The following is a 15,123-nucleotide window of genomic DNA, read 5'->3' on the forward strand; positions in this document are numbered from 1 at the left end:
CATCGGATTATCCAATTTCAAAAAATGGAAAACCGGGGTTACTACCAATAAAAAAATCAAATGAGGAAAACCTGGTCCAAGACATGTATATCTCTGACCAGTACGGGCGGTGGGTAATCGGCATGGGGAACATAGTGCTGCTCCCTTGGCTGAAATAGATTTATATAATAAGAAGCAAAGGCCACCAAAAATTGCTGCTGGCCCAAACTAAGATCATCATTGGAAATACTTAATTCGTCCTGTCCCTGAACAGAAATAATTTCGTCACTGCAGCAACCGTTGGAATCCTTATTCAGGGCTGCATTATCATTTAACAAAGGCATTTCCATACCACAGGTATCTGCTTCATGAAAAAAAGCAATATCCACCAAGGAGCCAAAGCAAAAATGCTTCTCCACTGTCCAGGAAACGGTGGAGACCAGCATAAAAAATGCCATTAACAGGGCCAGTATTTTATGGATCATTACTTTCATCAAGGCAAAAATAATCAAAAGTTATAACTCTATATTTTCCTTCCACAACATTAACTAAAATTTAGGGCAAAAATTGTCCAAATCAACAACAGATTGGAAGTTTAAGGAGGTTATGGCCCAAAGGATTTGGAAATAGCCTTATTTTTGCAAAAAATTATCCTATGCTCAGCACATTAAGACCAAAGGTTTCGGCAATTACAAACAGTACCCAAAAAAGTACAACCGAAAAAATGCAGGCCATATGCGAATTGCTAAAAGAGAATGTTCCCCATTACGATTGGGTAGGTTTCTATTTCAGAAACGGAAATAAAGAAGAGCTTAAATTGGGTCCGTATGCCGGCACCCCTACAGATCACACCATAATTCCGTTTGGCAAAGGAATTTGTGGGCAGGTAGCGGTCTCCAACCAAAACTTTGTAGTTCCCGATGTAATGGCCCAGGACAACTATATAGCATGCAGTATAACCGTTAAAGCGGAAATAGTAATCCCGCTATTTCTAAATGGCGAAAATATTGGCCAAATCGACATCGATTCCAATACTCCGGACCCATTTTCCGAAGAGGATGAGCACTTTTTGGAATACGTAAACCAAGAGGTGTCCAAAATTCTTTAAAACTTTAGGGCGATTGTTAATAAACGTGCTGATTTTTAAGCACAAAAAAATTACTTTTGTGTCCTTATAATCCATAACAACAATCACAACAAAATGAGTACCACTAAAAAAGCTTCCTCAGCCTTAATATCTGTTTTTCATAAAGATGGCCTAGAGCCATTGGTTAAAAAGTTTAATGAATTGGGAATTACCATCTATTCTACAGGCGGTACGGAAACATTCATTAAGGATTTAGGAATTGATGTAGTACCTGTAGAGGACGTTACCAGCTATCCATCCATATTGGGCGGTAGGGTTAAAACATTGCACCCTAAGGTATTTGGTGGTATTTTGAACCGTCAGGACAATAAAAGTGATCAGGAACAATTGAAGGAATTTGAAATTCCCCAATTGGATATCGTCATTGTAGATCTTTATCCTTTTGAAAAAACTGTTGCCAGTGGGGCTTCCGAACAGGATATTATTGAAAAAATAGACATAGGTGGTATATCTTTAATACGTGCGGCCGCCAAGAATTACAAGGATACGCTTTGCGTTTCCTCCATGAACGACTATGATGAAGTTCTGGATATGATTACCAAAGGAAATGGCAGCACTACTTTGGAAGACCGCAGACGTTTTGCGACAAAATCTTTCAATGTGTCATCCCATTATGATTCTGCCATCTTTAATTATTTCAACAAGAACCATGAAGAAGCTGCATTTAAATTAAGTGAAACCAACGGGCAAGTCCTGCGCTATGGTGAAAACCCACATCAAAAAGGTTTTTTCTTTGGTGATTTCGATGCGATGTTCAACAAACTTCACGGAAAGGAACTTTCCTATAACAATTTGTTGGATGTGGATGCCGCAGTCAACCTTATCCAAGAATTTAAGAACGATGCCCCCACCTTCGCCATATTAAAACACAATAATGCTTGTGGCCTTGCAACCAGACCAACAATTCACCAGGCCTATGTTGATGCCTTGGCAGGAGATCCTGTTTCGGCCTTTGGAGGAATATTGATCAGCAACGTTGAAATAGACAAGCCAACAGCCGAAGAAATACACAACCTGTTTTGCGAAGTGGTGATTGCCCCTAGCTACACTCCAGTGGCCCTAGACATCTTAAAAGGCAAGAAAAACAGAATTATTCTGGTACAGAATGAAGTTGACCTTCCAAAAATGACGGTTAGAACATGTTTGAATGGAGTTTTAGTGCAGGAAAAAGATGAAAAGACCGATAAAATTTCCGACCTTACCAATGCTACCAATAAAAAACCTACGGATAGGGAACTGGAAGATCTGATCTTTGCTTCAAAATTGTGTAAACACACCAAAAGTAACACCATTGTTCTTGCTAAAAACAAACAATTGTGCGCCAGTGGAACAGGCCAAACTTCTCGTGTAGATGCCCTAAACCAAGCTATCCACAAAGCCCAGTCTTTCAATTTTGATCTAAATGGAGCTGTATTGGCCAGTGATGCCTTCTTTCCTTTTCCAGATTGTGTAGAGATTGCGCATAAAAGTGGGGTAACCAGCGTTATACAGCCTGGAGGTTCCATTAAGGATCAACTTAGTATCGATTATTGTAATGAAAATGGAATTGCAATGGTAATGACTGGCACACGTCATTTTAAACATTAATTTTATTACTTTTAACGTTCAAACTGACATTTAAACCGAAATATAACAACATATAATGGGATTCTTTGATTTCTTAACCGAGGAGATTGCAATAGACTTAGGTACTGCCAACACCCTCATCATTCACAACGACAAAGTGGTGGTAGATAGTCCATCTATTGTAGCCAGGGACAGAATAAGTGGCAAAATCATTGCCGTTGGCAAGGAAGCCAATATGATGCAAGGAAAGACCCATGAAAATATAAAGACCATACGTCCTTTAAAGGATGGGGTTATTGCCGATTTTGATGCCTCTGAAAAGATGATCAATATGTTCATCAAGAACATACCCGCGCTAAAGAAAAAATGGTTTCCACCAGCCTTGAGAATGGTTATCTGTATCCCTTCGGGAATTACAGAGGTTGAAATGCGTGCCGTTAAGGAGTCCGCTGAACGTGTTAACGGAAAAGAAGTCTACCTTATTCATGAGCCAATGGCAGCTGCTATTGGTATCGGCTTGGATATAATGCAACCCAAAGGGAACATGATTGTTGATATAGGGGGTGGTACAACTGAAATTGCAGTAATTGCCCTGGGCGGAATTGTTTGCGACAAATCGGTGAAGATTGCAGGAGACGTTTTCACAAACGACATTATCTATTACATGCGTACGCAACACAACCTTTATGTTGGGGAGAGTACCGCAGAGAATATAAAGATTACCATTGGATCCGCCACAGAAGATTTACAGACCCCTCCGGACGAGATGTCCGTTCAAGGTAGGGATCTTCTAACCGGTAAACCAAAACAAGTATCCATTTCCTACCGCGAAATAGCCAAGGCCTTGGATAAATCCATTCTAAGGGTAGAGGATGCCGTTATGGAAACCCTATCACAAACGCCTCCCGAACTGGCAGCTGACATCTATAATACAGGTATTTATTTAGCTGGTGGCGGATCTATGCTCCGGGGACTTGACAGACGTTTGTCCCAAAAAACAGATCTACCGGTTTATATAGCGGAAGATCCACTAAGGGCAGTTGTAAGGGGTACTGGTATTGCTTTAAAAAATTTGGAGCGATATAAGAGTATTTTAATTAAATAGTTTATTTAATACCCTACCATCGGCACTACCTTTTTAAAAGGTTACAAATAGCAAACAGGCCTTAATTCCTTACTGGGCAGTTGCCCAAATAAGGTTTTACAAAACAATTTAAGTGAATGCGGCAGATTATCAACTTTATATTAAGATATAAAAATTTCTTGCTCTATCTTTTCCTGTTGATTATATCCTTGGCGCTGACCGTACAATCTCATTCCTATCACCGTTCCAAATACTTTAACTCTTCGAACTGGCTAACTGGAAATATCTATGCGACCACGAGCAATATAACCACCTATTTTGGCCTAGGGGAGGAAAACAAAAAATTAGTAGAGGAAAATAAGCGATTGCGGAACCTTCTTTTTAACCAAAAAAAGGAAGATTCCATGCAATTGGACACAACCAATATTACTTATAGGGTCATTGCTTCCCAAGTAATCAAGAACAGTTATAGCCTGCCTAGAAACTATATTACGATCAAAAAAGGAAGTGCACAGGGGATAAAACCCGATATGGGCGTTATTACTGCCAATGGAATTCTTGGAATAGTGGAAAATACATCCAAAAATTTTGCAACGGTACAGAGCATACTGAATACCAAATCCAGAATCAACGCAAAAATCAAGAACACCAACCATTACGGTTCATTGGTTTGGGATACGAAGGACTATAACACCGTACAACTTGCCGACGTTGAAAGATTGGTACCTGTAAAGATTGGGGACACTATAGTTACGGGTGCGAGTTCCAGCATCTTTCCTGAAAACATTCCCATAGGGATCATCAAGAATTTTGACCTGAACAATTCCCAAAGCTCATATAGTATAGACATTAAGCTCTTTAACAATATGGCCGCGGTTAGAAGCATTTACATAATAGATAACATTCAGCGGGAAGAAATAATAGAATTAGAAGCCAAGACCAATAATGATTCGCAATAGCTACTTTATTAACATAATTAGATTTGTACTATTAATTTTGGTGCAGGTATTGGTTTTTAATAAGCTCAATTTTTTTGGATATATAAACCCAATGGTGTATATTCTATTTCTCTATTGGTATCCCATTAAGGAAAAAAGACAATTGTTTCTACTGTTAAGTTTTCTTCTTGGTTTCTTGATAGATTTATTTTCGGACACCGTTGCCATTCATGCAGCAGCCACCGTTACCATTGCTTATTTGAGACCAACCATAATGCGCTTTTGTTTTGGGGTGAATTATGAATTCCAAAATTTTAAACTAACCAACACCACTAGGGCACAACAAATTACATTTTTAACGTTATTAATTATAATACACCATTTAGTTTTCTTTACCCTAGAAATTTTCAGTTTAGAAAATACACTGTTAATTTTGAAGAAAGTTTTAACTATCAGTATAGCCACTTTAATATTGTGCTTACTATTAAGTTCACTTTTTAGTGTTAAAAAAGAATGAGAAAAATCCTTTTATCCTCCATTATACTACTGGTTGGAATAACTTTTATCGGCAGATTGTCCTATCTCCAGATATTTAGTTTTTCCCCCAATCAAATATTGGAAGATCCGGCCATAAAAGCAGTTTATGACTATCCGGAAAGGGGTTATATTTATGATAGAAATGGGAAACTTTTGGTAGCTAACCAGCCGGCCTATGACGTTATGGTCATTCCAAGGGAGGTAAAACCATTGGACACCCTTGAATTTTGCAACCTATTGGGAATAGATAAAGAAAGGTTCATATCCCAGTTAAACAAGGCCAGAGTATATTCCCCTAGACTTCCTTCTGTTTTGGTACCTCAGCTATCCAAAGAAGACTATGGAAGGCTACAGGAAAAGATGCGGAGATTTGAAGGGTTCTATATTCAAAAAAGATCGCTACGATACTACGATACCAACAGTGGCGCCAACGTTTTGGGATACATCAGCGAAGTTAACGAATGGGATCTGGAAAGAAACCCATCCTACGCCGCGGGGGAATTAAAAGGAACTACCGGCATTGAAAAGGAATACGAGACCATCCTAAGGGGTCGCAAAGGCGTAAAACACATACAAAAAGACCGATTTAATAGGGATATTGGCCCATATAAGAACGGCACATTGGATACACTTCCTGAACAGGGAAAACAAATAACCGTCACTATAGACAAGATTCTTCAGGAATACGGTGAAAAGTTGATGACAGGGAAACATGGAGGAATAGTAGCTTTAGAACCCGCCTCCGGGGAGATATTGGCATTAATTTCGGGTCCAACCTACGACCCCGCCCTTTTGGTTGGCAGGGAAAGGTCAAGGAACTACAGCAAATTACATTACGACACCATTTCAAAGCCCACCTTTGACCGTTCCATTTTGGCCTCTCAATCCCCGGGATCGCCATTTAAGACCATAAACGCCTTGGTTGCCCTTCAAGAAGGGGCCATTACACCGGAAACTACTATTCATTGCTACAACGGTTTCTACGTTGGTAAAAGAAAAAGAGGCTGCCATTGCGGAGGAGGGACACGGAATTTAAATTCTGGCATATACCTCTCTTGTAACGCCTATTTTGCAGGGGCTTTTCGAAAAATTTACGACCAATTTCCAACTTCCGCTGAAGGCATGGATGTTTGGGAAAAACACGTAAAAAGTTTTGGCCTGGGAACTTTTTTGGGATATGACCTACCCACTGGAAGACCGGGACGAATACCCAACAAAGAATATTACAACAGAATTTATGGGGACAACAGATGGTCCTCTTCAACTATAATATCCAATTCCATAGGTCAAGGAGAAGTAGAGGTTACCCCTATTCAACTGGCCAATATGACCGCTGCCATTGCCAACAGAGGACATTATTTTACACCACATGTACTTAAAAAAATTGGCGGTGACCCAATCAGCATTCCAGAATTCACAGAAGCCAAACATACCACCATCGACAAAAGACATTTTGAACCGGTTGTACAGGGAATGGCCGAAGTATACAAAAAAGGTACGGCGGCCAGGCTCCAAATAGAGGGAATCGAAATTGCCGGTAAAACAGGAACGGTAGAAAACTTTACAAGAATCAATGGGGTTCGTACCCAACTAACGGACAACTCTGTTTTTGTTGCCTTTGCACCCGTAGACAATCCAAAAATAGCCATCGCCGTTTACATTGAGAATGGATACTTTGGATCACGATATGCAGGCCACATTGCCTCCTTAATGATTGAAAAATATCTAAAAGGTGAAATAACCCGGGTAGACTTGGAAAAAAGAATGCTGGAAAAAACATTGGAAGAAGAATATGCAAAGCCTTACAGCGGACAACCCTTTAAAATAAATGAGCGTGTCTGGTAAAAGTGTCCTAAAACGCCTGGATTGGTTTAGCGTTCTAATTTACATTTCCCTAGTTTTTATCGGTTGGATAAATATTTATTCCAGCACCTTTACCGACGACAACCCATCCATATTCAATTTTTCCTCATTACATGGAAAACAATTGTTTTTTATTGGAACAAGTGCCGTGTCCATTATTATTATCCTCGCTTTGGAAGCCAATTTCTACGAACGATTTTCCAGTCTGTTTTACATTGTATCCGTAGTATTGCTCCTGGGTCTTTTTGTATTTGGAAAGACTATTGCCGGGGCAACCTCTTGGTACGACCTTGGTTTTTTCAACCTTCAACCCTCTGAATTTGCCAAAGTTGCCACCGCACTTGCCCTGGCCAAATATTTAAGTGATATACAGACAGATATAAAGCGGCAGAAAGATCAAATGATTGCCATTTTAATTATATTGATACCCGCATTCTTGATCATTCCCCAACCAGACCCAGGAAGTGCCTTGGTCTTCTTTGCCTTGATCTTTGTTATTTTTAGGGAAGGTCTCCCACTCTATTATCTTGGAATAGGGTTTATGGTGATTCTTATTTTTATCTTAACGCTAATGTTCGGTACTATTTGGGTCAGCATAATCCTTGGGCTGTTATTGGCGCTGTTCCTATTATTAAAAAAGCCCTCCTTCAAGGTGCCCATAATACCGGTTGCCCTTATTTACGTAGCCATTGTTCTATTCTCCCTTTCGGTCAATTTTGTTTTTAATTCCGTTTTTGAACAAAGGCATAGGGATCGCTTTAGTCTATGGCTTCGATTGGAAAAGGACCCTAAGAAATTGGAAGAGATCCGAAGGGACATCGGTTACAACACCTATCAATCCGAAAAAGCTATTGAATCGGGCGGAAAATACGGGAAAGGATTTTTGGAGGGAACGCGCACCAAAGGGGATTTTGTCCCTGAACAACATACAGATTACATATTTAGCACCGTTGGTGAGGAATGGGGATTTGTAGGCACTGCCACCGTGGTAATTCTATTTACCACCTTACTATTACGGCTGGTATACCTATCCGAACGCCAAAAAAACGACTTTAGTCGTATGTACGGTTATGGCGTAATCTCTATATTGTTTGTACACTATTTCATAAATATAGGTATGGTTATAGGAGTACTGCCTACCATTGGAATACCTCTGCCCTTTTTCAGCTATGGAGGTTCTGGTTTGTTGTTTTTTACGGCACTATTGTTCATTTTCTTAAAATTGGATGCCAATAGATTAAATGAACTGACTTAAAATCTCCAACCGCTGGTACTTAAACCGGCTTCCAAAAAATCCTCTTGTTCATCGGGCAATCCGGCAAAGAAATCGATACCCGTCAATTTTTCAATTGAATCCACTGGGACCACAAATTGATCCAATTTCCCGTTATCTTGCTTATTGGGAAAAAGGAATCCTATGATCTTTAGATTTTCACCCTGTCCCTTAGCTACGATTTTATAAAAATATTTCGGAACGGCCACATCCTCATCCCCTATACTGGACAACCCCCCTTCCAAAACCCCTGCAGTTACAACAAATAATGGTCCATCCTTTTTGGCCCAATACCGCACCTGCTGCTCCAATCTATTCCAGACTCCTGCGTTAAAATCCCTGTCCTGTGGGGTAATATTGCTCGTATAAAAAGTTTCATTATAGGCATTTTTCGAGAATCTGCGATCCCCAGCCGGACACAAATGGCCCCTATCATAGCCCGAACCTTTGTAGTTCCTCCAATCTGCCGATTTGCTGCTCACCTTAGGGTCCTCAAGAAAAAGAGGTCTTTTCCTATCATCATTGGTTAAGTGGGATTTCTCCAAAACATAGGCCACCCACTCCGCCTGTTCATAAGCTTCGTTATAGGACAGGGCAAAATGGGCGTGCTGCACTATTTCACCAGTGGTGGAACTAGGCCATAGCCATTGCGGAATCTCTGTCCTATTTCCCTCCCCTTCTGGAGAGGAATATGGGGCGGGCGTATAAAAATTCTCGAACATCCAAAATAGGACCACACAAACCAGCAGCAGCGTGGTATAAATTATCCTATTTTTCCTATATTTATTCATAGTGTAAATATAGATTAAAACTACCATTCGGGAATTTCCATAGGTGTAAGTATTGGTCTTTTTGTACGACCAATTTGCTGTACATAAATGTTTATGACCAAAACATTTTAACACTCCAAATACCAATAGAGAAAGCTATTAATTATTTGCAATACCGATTACTATTTAAACAATAAAAAAGAAAGGAAAATATTCATGCTAACTTGGAAAGACGTTATTAATTACAGTGTTAAGGGAAACCCACAACCTGATAAAAGAGTGGAGAAAACAGAAAAGGAATGGCAGGAACTACTAACTCCTGAACAATTTAGGATTACTAGAAACAAAGGAACCGAAGCGCCACATAGCGGAGCTCTCTGCAGTACCCATGAGGCAGGGAAATACAGTTGCGTATGTTGCGAAACTCCTTTATTCGATTCCACCATAAAATTTAATTCGGGAACCGGCTGGCCCAGTTTTACACAGCCCATAAAAGAAAACGCCATTAAGTACCATAAGGACACTTCCTTTGGTATGGTAAGGGTAGAAGTAATGTGCAATACCTGTGATGCCCATTTGGGGCATGTGTTTCCGGACGGGCCAGAACCCAGTGGCTTGCGGTATTGTATTAATTCAGAATCCATGAAAATAATTAAAGTAAGGGTATCAGATGAACAATAAAAAATTAGAAACCGCTACCGTAGGAGGCGGATGCTTTTGGTGTGTAGAAGCCATTTTTCAGGAAGTGAATGGAGTACAAAAGGTAATTTCGGGATATACTGGCGGAAATGCTCCGGGCAGACCCACTTATAGGGAGGTTTGTTCTGGTCTTACCGGCCATGCGGAAGTGGTACAAATAACATTTGACGCCAATATCATCTCCTATGAGGACATCTTGGTCATATTTATGACCAGCCATGACCCAACCACCTTAAATAGACAAGGAGCGGATGTAGGGACACAATATCGATCTGTAATATACTATCACGATAATACCCAAAAAGAAATTGCCGGGTTGGTTCTAAAGGAAGTGGCCCCATATTACGAGCAGGCCATTGTTACAGAAATAAGTCCTTTGGAAACCTTTTACGAAGCCGAAGAATATCACCAGGATTATTATAGGAACAACCAGTCGCAGGGCTACTGCAGTGCCGTTATCTCGCCAAAATTGAGCAAGCTAAGAAAAATGCATGCCGATAAAATTAAAAAAACCAAGGTATAGGAGCATCTAGTATTGCAATAGCCTAGTTTGGGACCAATTAAAAAGGAAAAGTATAAAGCCCATAGCAAAAGTCCAATAGTTGAGTTAATCTTATTAATCTCTGCCCAATCCGTATTTATCCAATACGGTAGGCATTAAAAAGCAATTCCACCTCATGTGGAAATTATGCTCATCAAAATTTAGAGCGAGTAAAAAATGCACAATAACACAAATACAGGTAATTTGACAGTACAACACGAAAAAGACAATAAGAGATTTACCATGGCTATTAATGGCGAAATTGCCAAGGTGGAATACCAGTTACGGGATGATAAAATGTATTTGACCTATTCGGAGATACCTCTTAAACTTAGGGGAAAAGGATATGGCAAGGAACTAGTGGAAGGTACCTTTGAGCAATTAACAAAAGAAGGATATAAGGCAGTAGCTGTATGTTCCTATATAAAGGCCGTTGCTAGAAGAAGTGAAAAATGGAACTCGATAATTGAATAAACACCCTATGAACCTTAATATTAAAGATACCTTTAATACTGAACTCCCCGCCGACCCTGTCCATGAAAATACAAGAAGACAGGTCATGCAGGCATGCTTCTCTTTTGTTACACCAAAAACGACCGCAAAACCCAGCATGATCCATGCTTCGAATGAATTGGCCCAGGATCTGGGGCTGACCGAAGACGATCTCAAGTCCGAGGAGTTCAAAAGTATCTTTAGTGGTAACTCTGTTTTACCTGGCACCAATCCTTATGCCATGTGCTACGGAGGACATCAATTTGGCAATTGGGCCGGACAACTGGGAGATGGCCGTGCCATTAATTTATTTGAAGTTAACCATAATAATAAACAATGGGCACTACAACTAAAGGGCGCCGGGGAGACTCCTTATTCCAGAACTGCCGATGGACTGGCGGTATTGCGTTCCTCTATTAGGGAATACTTGTGCAGTGAAGCCATGTACCACTTGGGAGTACCTACCACCAGGGCACTATCACTGGCGCTCACAGGAGACCAGGTGCTAAGGGATGTGCTATACAATGGCAACCCAGAATACGAAAAGGGAGCCGTGGTGTGCAGGGTGGCACCCTCTTTTATACGCTTTGGAAATTTTGAAATTTTTTCCGCGAGACAGGATAAAAAAACTCTAAAAACAATCACGGATTATACTATAAGGCATTTCTTTCCCCATTTAAAGGAGGGTACCAAGGAAGGGTATCTTCACTTTTTCAGGGAGGTCACCAACAATACCCTTGATATGATCATACACTGGCAACGTGTAGGCTTTGTACATGGGGTAATGAATACCGATAACATGTCCATTCTTGGTCTCACTATAGATTACGGCCCCTATGGCTGGCTGGAAGGTTACGAGGAAGGTTGGACCCCCAATACTACCGACCGACAGTATAAACGCTATAGATATGGGAATCAAATAAACATTGGCCTTTGGAACCTTTATCAATTGGCAAATGCCCTCTTCCCTTTAATTGAGGATGTTAAGGAACTTGAAGACATATTAATGGAATACCGTAATAATTATTCCACAAAATATCTCTCGATGATGAAATCCAAAATTGGTCTTTTTAACTCTGACGAAGATGACGCAGAGCTTTTGGGTAGATTGGAAGACAACTTACAATTGACCGAAACCGATATGACCATATTTTTTAGAAATCTGAGCAGTATTACAAAGGATAGCCCCACAAATGAGGACTTTTTAGCCCCAGTGATGCATGCCTTTTACACACTAGAAGAAGTTAAGGGAGACATCCTTGAAAAATGGAAGCAATGGTTTACTGACTACAAAAATAGATTGCAAAAGGAAAGTATTGGCGACAGTCAAAGAGCGGAAAAAATGAACACTCTAAACCCTAAATATGTCTTGAGAAATTATATGGCGCAACTGGCCATAGATGCTGCGGACAAAGGGGATTACTCCTTGTTGGATGAGTTTTTCCAATTATTAAAAAACCCATATCATGAACAACCGTCAGCCGAAAAATGGTTTGCTAAGCGACCGGAATGGGCCAGGCACAAAGTAGGATGCTCCATGCTCTCCTGTAGTTCGTAGACCAGGAAAACATTATATCCTTGACAAATGCTATTAAAAAAAATAAAAACCATCCCATTGGGCTACTCTACCGTCCTGTGCTATGGCAAAAAATATGCCCTTACCCGAACCGATTTTAATGAAGGAAGGAGTACTAAAGTATATGCCGAGGAATTGGGCGGGAAAGATTTCATCAGTTTTAACTTTTATATTTCGGAAAAGGGAGAGAAATTAAAACCATGTGAAATGTCCCCCGAAAAGGTAATGGACTTTTTAAATAATTACTTCTTATTACAATGAGCACAACAAAATGAATTTCATAAAAAAACCTGCCACAAGAGCAGGTTTTATTTATTATGATTATCTACAATTAACCTTTTACACTGGCCAATTTAGAATTCTTTATATTACTTAATTTAAGATCCTGCAAGACATTAACAGCTTCCTCAACATAAACATCCTTGGCCAAATCTTTATGCCAACGATCACGCTTTTCCCTTAATACCGAATCCTTTACAAACAACTCTTTTTCATATTGCAAAGATTCAAAGGTTAGGTGTGAATCGTAATCCGAAATGGTTTTGAAATACTTGGCCTTTTCCTTATCCAATTCCAATCCTTTCTTATATTCTTCATATTTCAAAGAAACAACAGTTTCATCCTGCGCTTTTTTGATCCATTGCGCATTTTCTTCAATCAATTTTATTTGATTGTTCTGGGCCATTCTTTTAGTGCTGTTGGCAATAGTGGACTCATAGTCAATATAGCCATCCCAAGGAGTATACTCCGCTGGGGAAATCTTGTCCCAGGTCAAAGGATTTTCCTGATCTCTTTCTCCTAGGTCTATATAACTATAGCGATCTGGAACAACAACATCGCTCTTAACCCCTTCCAATTGGGTAGATCCTCCATTTATTCTATAGAATTTTTGAGTAGTAAGCTTTATAGCCCCAAGATCTCCGTGCTCATTACCTCTTACAATATTCTCCAAGGGGATTACATTTTGAACCGTTCCCTTACCGAAGGTTTGTTTGCTACCAATAACCACCCCTCTTTTATAATCTTGCATGGCCGCAGCCAAAATTTCGGATGCAGAGGCCGATAATTCATTTACCAAAATCACTAAAGGTCCATCCCATTGTATACGTTCGTCCTTATCATTGTAAACTTCTGGTTTTTTATCCGTAGACCTTACCTGTACAATTGGTCCGTCCTTAATAAATAACCCAGCCATTTCCACAACTGTTTTAAGGGATCCACCACCATTATCACGTAGGTCCAGGATTAGGCCCTCGGCTCCGGCTTGTTTTAATCTTTCTACTTCTTGGGCCACGTCCGTAGCGGCGTTTCTTTCATTATAGTCCTCAAAATCTACATAAAATTTGGGTAGATTAATAAGTCCATATTTTTGGTTGCCCTTTATTACGGCCGCAGATTTGGCATAGGACTCTTCCAATTCCACAACATCCCTGGTAAGAGAGATTACCACTAGGGAACCATCCACTTTTCTAACGGTCAAATCCACGATAGTACCTTTGGGACCTTTTATAAACTTAATGGCATCATCCAAACGCATACCAACAATATCCACCGGTGCTTCCCCATTTTGTCCTACTTTTAGTATCTCATCACCCACTTCCAATTGCTGATCTCTCCAAACGGGTCCACCAGATATAATCTCTACTATTTTTGTCTGATCTTTTTTCTTTTGAAGTCGGGCACCGATACCTTCAAATTTACCTGACATACTGGTATCAAATTTTTCTTTGTCGTCCGGAGCAAAATAGAAGGTATGTGGATCAAATACTTCAACAATGGTATTCAAGTATTGTACAAACCAATCCTTACGTTCCAGGTCATCCACAAAATCGAAATAATCATCCAAGGTATTTTTGGTAGATTCCCTTGCAGCCTTTTCAGCCTGCGCTGGGGTCAATGGTCCGGTAGCACTGTTATCCTCTTCAAATACAGCAGGCTCATCCCCATCTGTGCTGGCCTTGGCTGATTCCTTATTCAAATTCAGTTTGGAATCGTAAGTACCTAAAGTGGCATATTTTAACTGCTTTCTCCAACGCTCTTTCAAATCTTTGCGAGAGTCCACATATCCTTGACCATCGTAATTGATCTCAATAGATTCGTCCACCGAGTAATCAAAAGGTTCATCTAAAACCTCCTTGTAAATTTCCTTGGCGTCCTCCATTCGCTTCAATAGACGCTGGTAGACCATATCAAAAAAAGTTATATCGGTATTCTTTATCTGATCATCCAACTGAAACTTATATTTTTCAAATTCCTGAATGTCGCTTTCCAAAAAATATCTTTTTGTTGGATCCAAAATATCCAAAAAACCTTCAAAAACATTAACGGAAAAATCATCATCAATATCTTTTGGCTGGTAATGGCCGCGTTCCAAGACATAGGTAATAAGGTCCAACAACAATTTGTCCTTGTCATCAGTTTCAAATGATTTGTTGGTAAAACTGCATGAAGCTACCGCAACAAGCATTACAATCAATGCGTAGGCTAAATTTCTTTTCATCTATTCTTTTTTATTGTTTTTCCACATTTGGAGTAGTTTTTTAAACAGAAACCACCCCTCCATTTTATAATCTTACAATCATCTAAAATTAATCAAACCACCTCTGCAATCCAAGTTTTGCCTTTTAAAAGTGGTCTAATATGCCAATTACTCTAAGA

General features: G+C 39.9%; 15 protein-coding genes. 12 read left to right on the plus strand and 3 right to left on the minus strand.

The window, feature by feature from the left end:
* Positions 1–56: 56 nt before the first annotated feature.
* Positions 57–473, minus strand: a complete 417-nt coding sequence (locus tag KO529_RS18810) for an HYC_CC_PP family protein (RefSeq protein ID WP_247097702.1) — start codon at positions 471–473, stop codon at positions 57–59.
* Positions 474–634: 161 nt separating this feature from the next.
* On the opposite strand from KO529_RS18810, the gene KO529_RS18815 reads away from it, so the two are divergent.
* From KO529_RS18815 to rodA, 7 genes are all read left to right on the plus strand, one after another.
* Positions 635–1,087 (plus strand): GAF domain-containing protein, encoded by a 453-nt coding sequence (locus KO529_RS18815; protein ID WP_215949412.1) that lies wholly within the window; start codon positions 635–637, stop codon positions 1,085–1,087.
* Positions 1,088–1,180: 93 nt separating this feature from the next.
* Positions 1,181–2,713 (plus strand): bifunctional phosphoribosylaminoimidazolecarboxamide formyltransferase/IMP cyclohydrolase, encoded by a 1,533-nt coding sequence (gene purH / locus KO529_RS18820; protein WP_215949413.1) that lies wholly within the window; start codon positions 1,181–1,183, stop codon positions 2,711–2,713.
* A gap of 55 nt (positions 2,714–2,768) precedes the next feature.
* On the plus strand, positions 2,769–3,797 hold the full coding sequence (locus tag KO529_RS18825) for a rod shape-determining protein (protein ID WP_069858480.1): 1,029 nt from the start codon (positions 2,769–2,771) through the stop codon (positions 3,795–3,797).
* Between the two features lie 116 nt (positions 3,798–3,913).
* On the plus strand, positions 3,914–4,735 hold the full coding sequence (gene mreC, locus KO529_RS18830; protein WP_215949414.1) for a rod shape-determining protein MreC: 822 nt from the start codon (positions 3,914–3,916) through the stop codon (positions 4,733–4,735).
* Positions 4,722–5,231 carry a rod shape-determining protein MreD gene (gene mreD / locus KO529_RS18835; protein WP_215949415.1) on the plus strand — a complete coding sequence of 170 codons (510 nt, stop codon included), beginning with the start codon at positions 4,722–4,724 and terminating at the stop codon, positions 5,229–5,231. Before mreC ends, mreD begins: the two co-directional genes overlap by 14 nt.
* A complete protein-coding gene (locus tag KO529_RS18840) occupies positions 5,228–7,096 on the plus strand; it encodes a peptidoglycan D,D-transpeptidase FtsI family protein (protein WP_215949416.1) in 1,869 nt (622 codons plus the stop codon). The genes mreD and KO529_RS18840 overlap by 4 nt, the downstream gene beginning before the upstream one ends.
* Positions 7,086–8,369, plus strand: coding sequence for a rod shape-determining protein RodA (rodA, locus tag KO529_RS18845; RefSeq protein WP_215949762.1), 1,284 nt, complete (start codon positions 7,086–7,088; stop codon positions 8,367–8,369). The genes KO529_RS18840 and rodA overlap by 11 nt, the downstream gene beginning before the upstream one ends.
* On the opposite strand, the gene KO529_RS18850 is transcribed toward rodA, so the two are convergent.
* On the minus strand, positions 8,366–9,178 hold the full coding sequence (locus KO529_RS18850) for a DNA/RNA non-specific endonuclease (protein ID WP_215949417.1): 813 nt from the start codon (positions 9,176–9,178) through the stop codon (positions 8,366–8,368). The two genes, rodA and KO529_RS18850, sit on opposite strands and share 4 nt — an antisense overlap.
* Before the next feature lie 195 nt (positions 9,179–9,373).
* Here KO529_RS18850 and msrB point away from each other — a divergent pair, with 195 nt between their 5' ends.
* From msrB to KO529_RS18875, 5 genes are all read left to right on the plus strand, one after another.
* Positions 9,374–9,838: a peptide-methionine (R)-S-oxide reductase MsrB gene (gene msrB, locus KO529_RS18855; RefSeq protein WP_215949418.1), complete on the plus strand. Its 465-nt coding sequence runs from the start codon at positions 9,374–9,376 to the stop codon at positions 9,836–9,838.
* Positions 9,828–10,379, plus strand: a complete 552-nt coding sequence (msrA, locus tag KO529_RS18860; RefSeq protein ID WP_215949419.1) for a peptide-methionine (S)-S-oxide reductase MsrA — start codon at positions 9,828–9,830, stop codon at positions 10,377–10,379. Before msrB ends, msrA begins: the two co-directional genes overlap by 11 nt.
* 195 nt (positions 10,380–10,574) lie before the next feature.
* Positions 10,575–10,871, plus strand: coding sequence for a GNAT family N-acetyltransferase (locus tag KO529_RS18865; RefSeq protein WP_247097698.1), 297 nt, complete (start codon positions 10,575–10,577; stop codon positions 10,869–10,871).
* A gap of 7 nt (positions 10,872–10,878) precedes the next feature.
* Positions 10,879–12,447, plus strand: a complete 1,569-nt coding sequence (locus KO529_RS18870) for a protein adenylyltransferase SelO (RefSeq protein WP_215949420.1) — start codon at positions 10,879–10,881, stop codon at positions 12,445–12,447.
* Between the two features lie 27 nt (positions 12,448–12,474).
* Complete coding sequence (locus KO529_RS18875; protein ID WP_215949421.1) at positions 12,475–12,726, plus strand: peptide methionine sulfoxide reductase; 252 nt, start codon at positions 12,475–12,477, stop codon at positions 12,724–12,726.
* Between the two features lie 70 nt (positions 12,727–12,796).
* Here KO529_RS18875 and KO529_RS18880 read toward each other — a convergent pair whose 3' ends face one another.
* Complete coding sequence (locus KO529_RS18880) at positions 12,797–14,965, minus strand: carboxy terminal-processing peptidase (protein ID WP_215949422.1); 2,169 nt, start codon at positions 14,963–14,965, stop codon at positions 12,797–12,799.
* Positions 14,966–15,123 lie beyond the last annotated feature (158 nt).

It is taken from the genome of Arenibacter algicola (genome assembly GCF_018860365.1).
Classification (GTDB): domain Bacteria; phylum Bacteroidota; class Bacteroidia; order Flavobacteriales; family Flavobacteriaceae; genus Arenibacter; species Arenibacter algicola_B.

Coding starts and splice junctions, on each gene's coding strand:
- KO529_RS18810 (WP_247097702.1), bottom strand. CDS start 473: ATGAAAGTAATGATCCATAAAATACTGGCCCTGTTAATGGCATTTTTT.
- KO529_RS18815 (WP_215949412.1), top strand. CDS start 635: ATGCTCAGCACATTAAGACCAAAGGTTTCGGCAATTACAAACAGTACC.
- purH (WP_215949413.1), top strand. CDS start 1,181: ATGAGTACCACTAAAAAAGCTTCCTCAGCCTTAATATCTGTTTTTCAT.
- KO529_RS18825 (WP_069858480.1), top strand. CDS start 2,769: ATGGGATTCTTTGATTTCTTAACCGAGGAGATTGCAATAGACTTAGGT.
- mreC (WP_215949414.1), top strand. CDS start 3,914: ATGCGGCAGATTATCAACTTTATATTAAGATATAAAAATTTCTTGCTC.
- mreD (WP_215949415.1), top strand. CDS start 4,722: ATGATTCGCAATAGCTACTTTATTAACATAATTAGATTTGTACTATTA.
- KO529_RS18840 (WP_215949416.1), top strand. CDS start 5,228: ATGAGAAAAATCCTTTTATCCTCCATTATACTACTGGTTGGAATAACT.
- KO529_RS18850 (WP_215949417.1), bottom strand. CDS start 9,178: ATGAATAAATATAGGAAAAATAGGATAATTTATACCACGCTGCTGCTG.
- msrB (WP_215949418.1), top strand. CDS start 9,374: ATGCTAACTTGGAAAGACGTTATTAATTACAGTGTTAAGGGAAACCCA.
- msrA (WP_215949419.1), top strand. CDS start 9,828: ATGAACAATAAAAAATTAGAAACCGCTACCGTAGGAGGCGGATGCTTT.
- KO529_RS18865 (WP_247097698.1), top strand. CDS start 10,575: ATGCACAATAACACAAATACAGGTAATTTGACAGTACAACACGAAAAA.
- KO529_RS18870 (WP_215949420.1), top strand. CDS start 10,879: ATGAACCTTAATATTAAAGATACCTTTAATACTGAACTCCCCGCCGAC.
- KO529_RS18875 (WP_215949421.1), top strand. CDS start 12,475: ATGCTATTAAAAAAAATAAAAACCATCCCATTGGGCTACTCTACCGTC.
- KO529_RS18880 (WP_215949422.1), bottom strand. CDS start 14,965: ATGAAAAGAAATTTAGCCTACGCATTGATTGTAATGCTTGTTGCGGTA.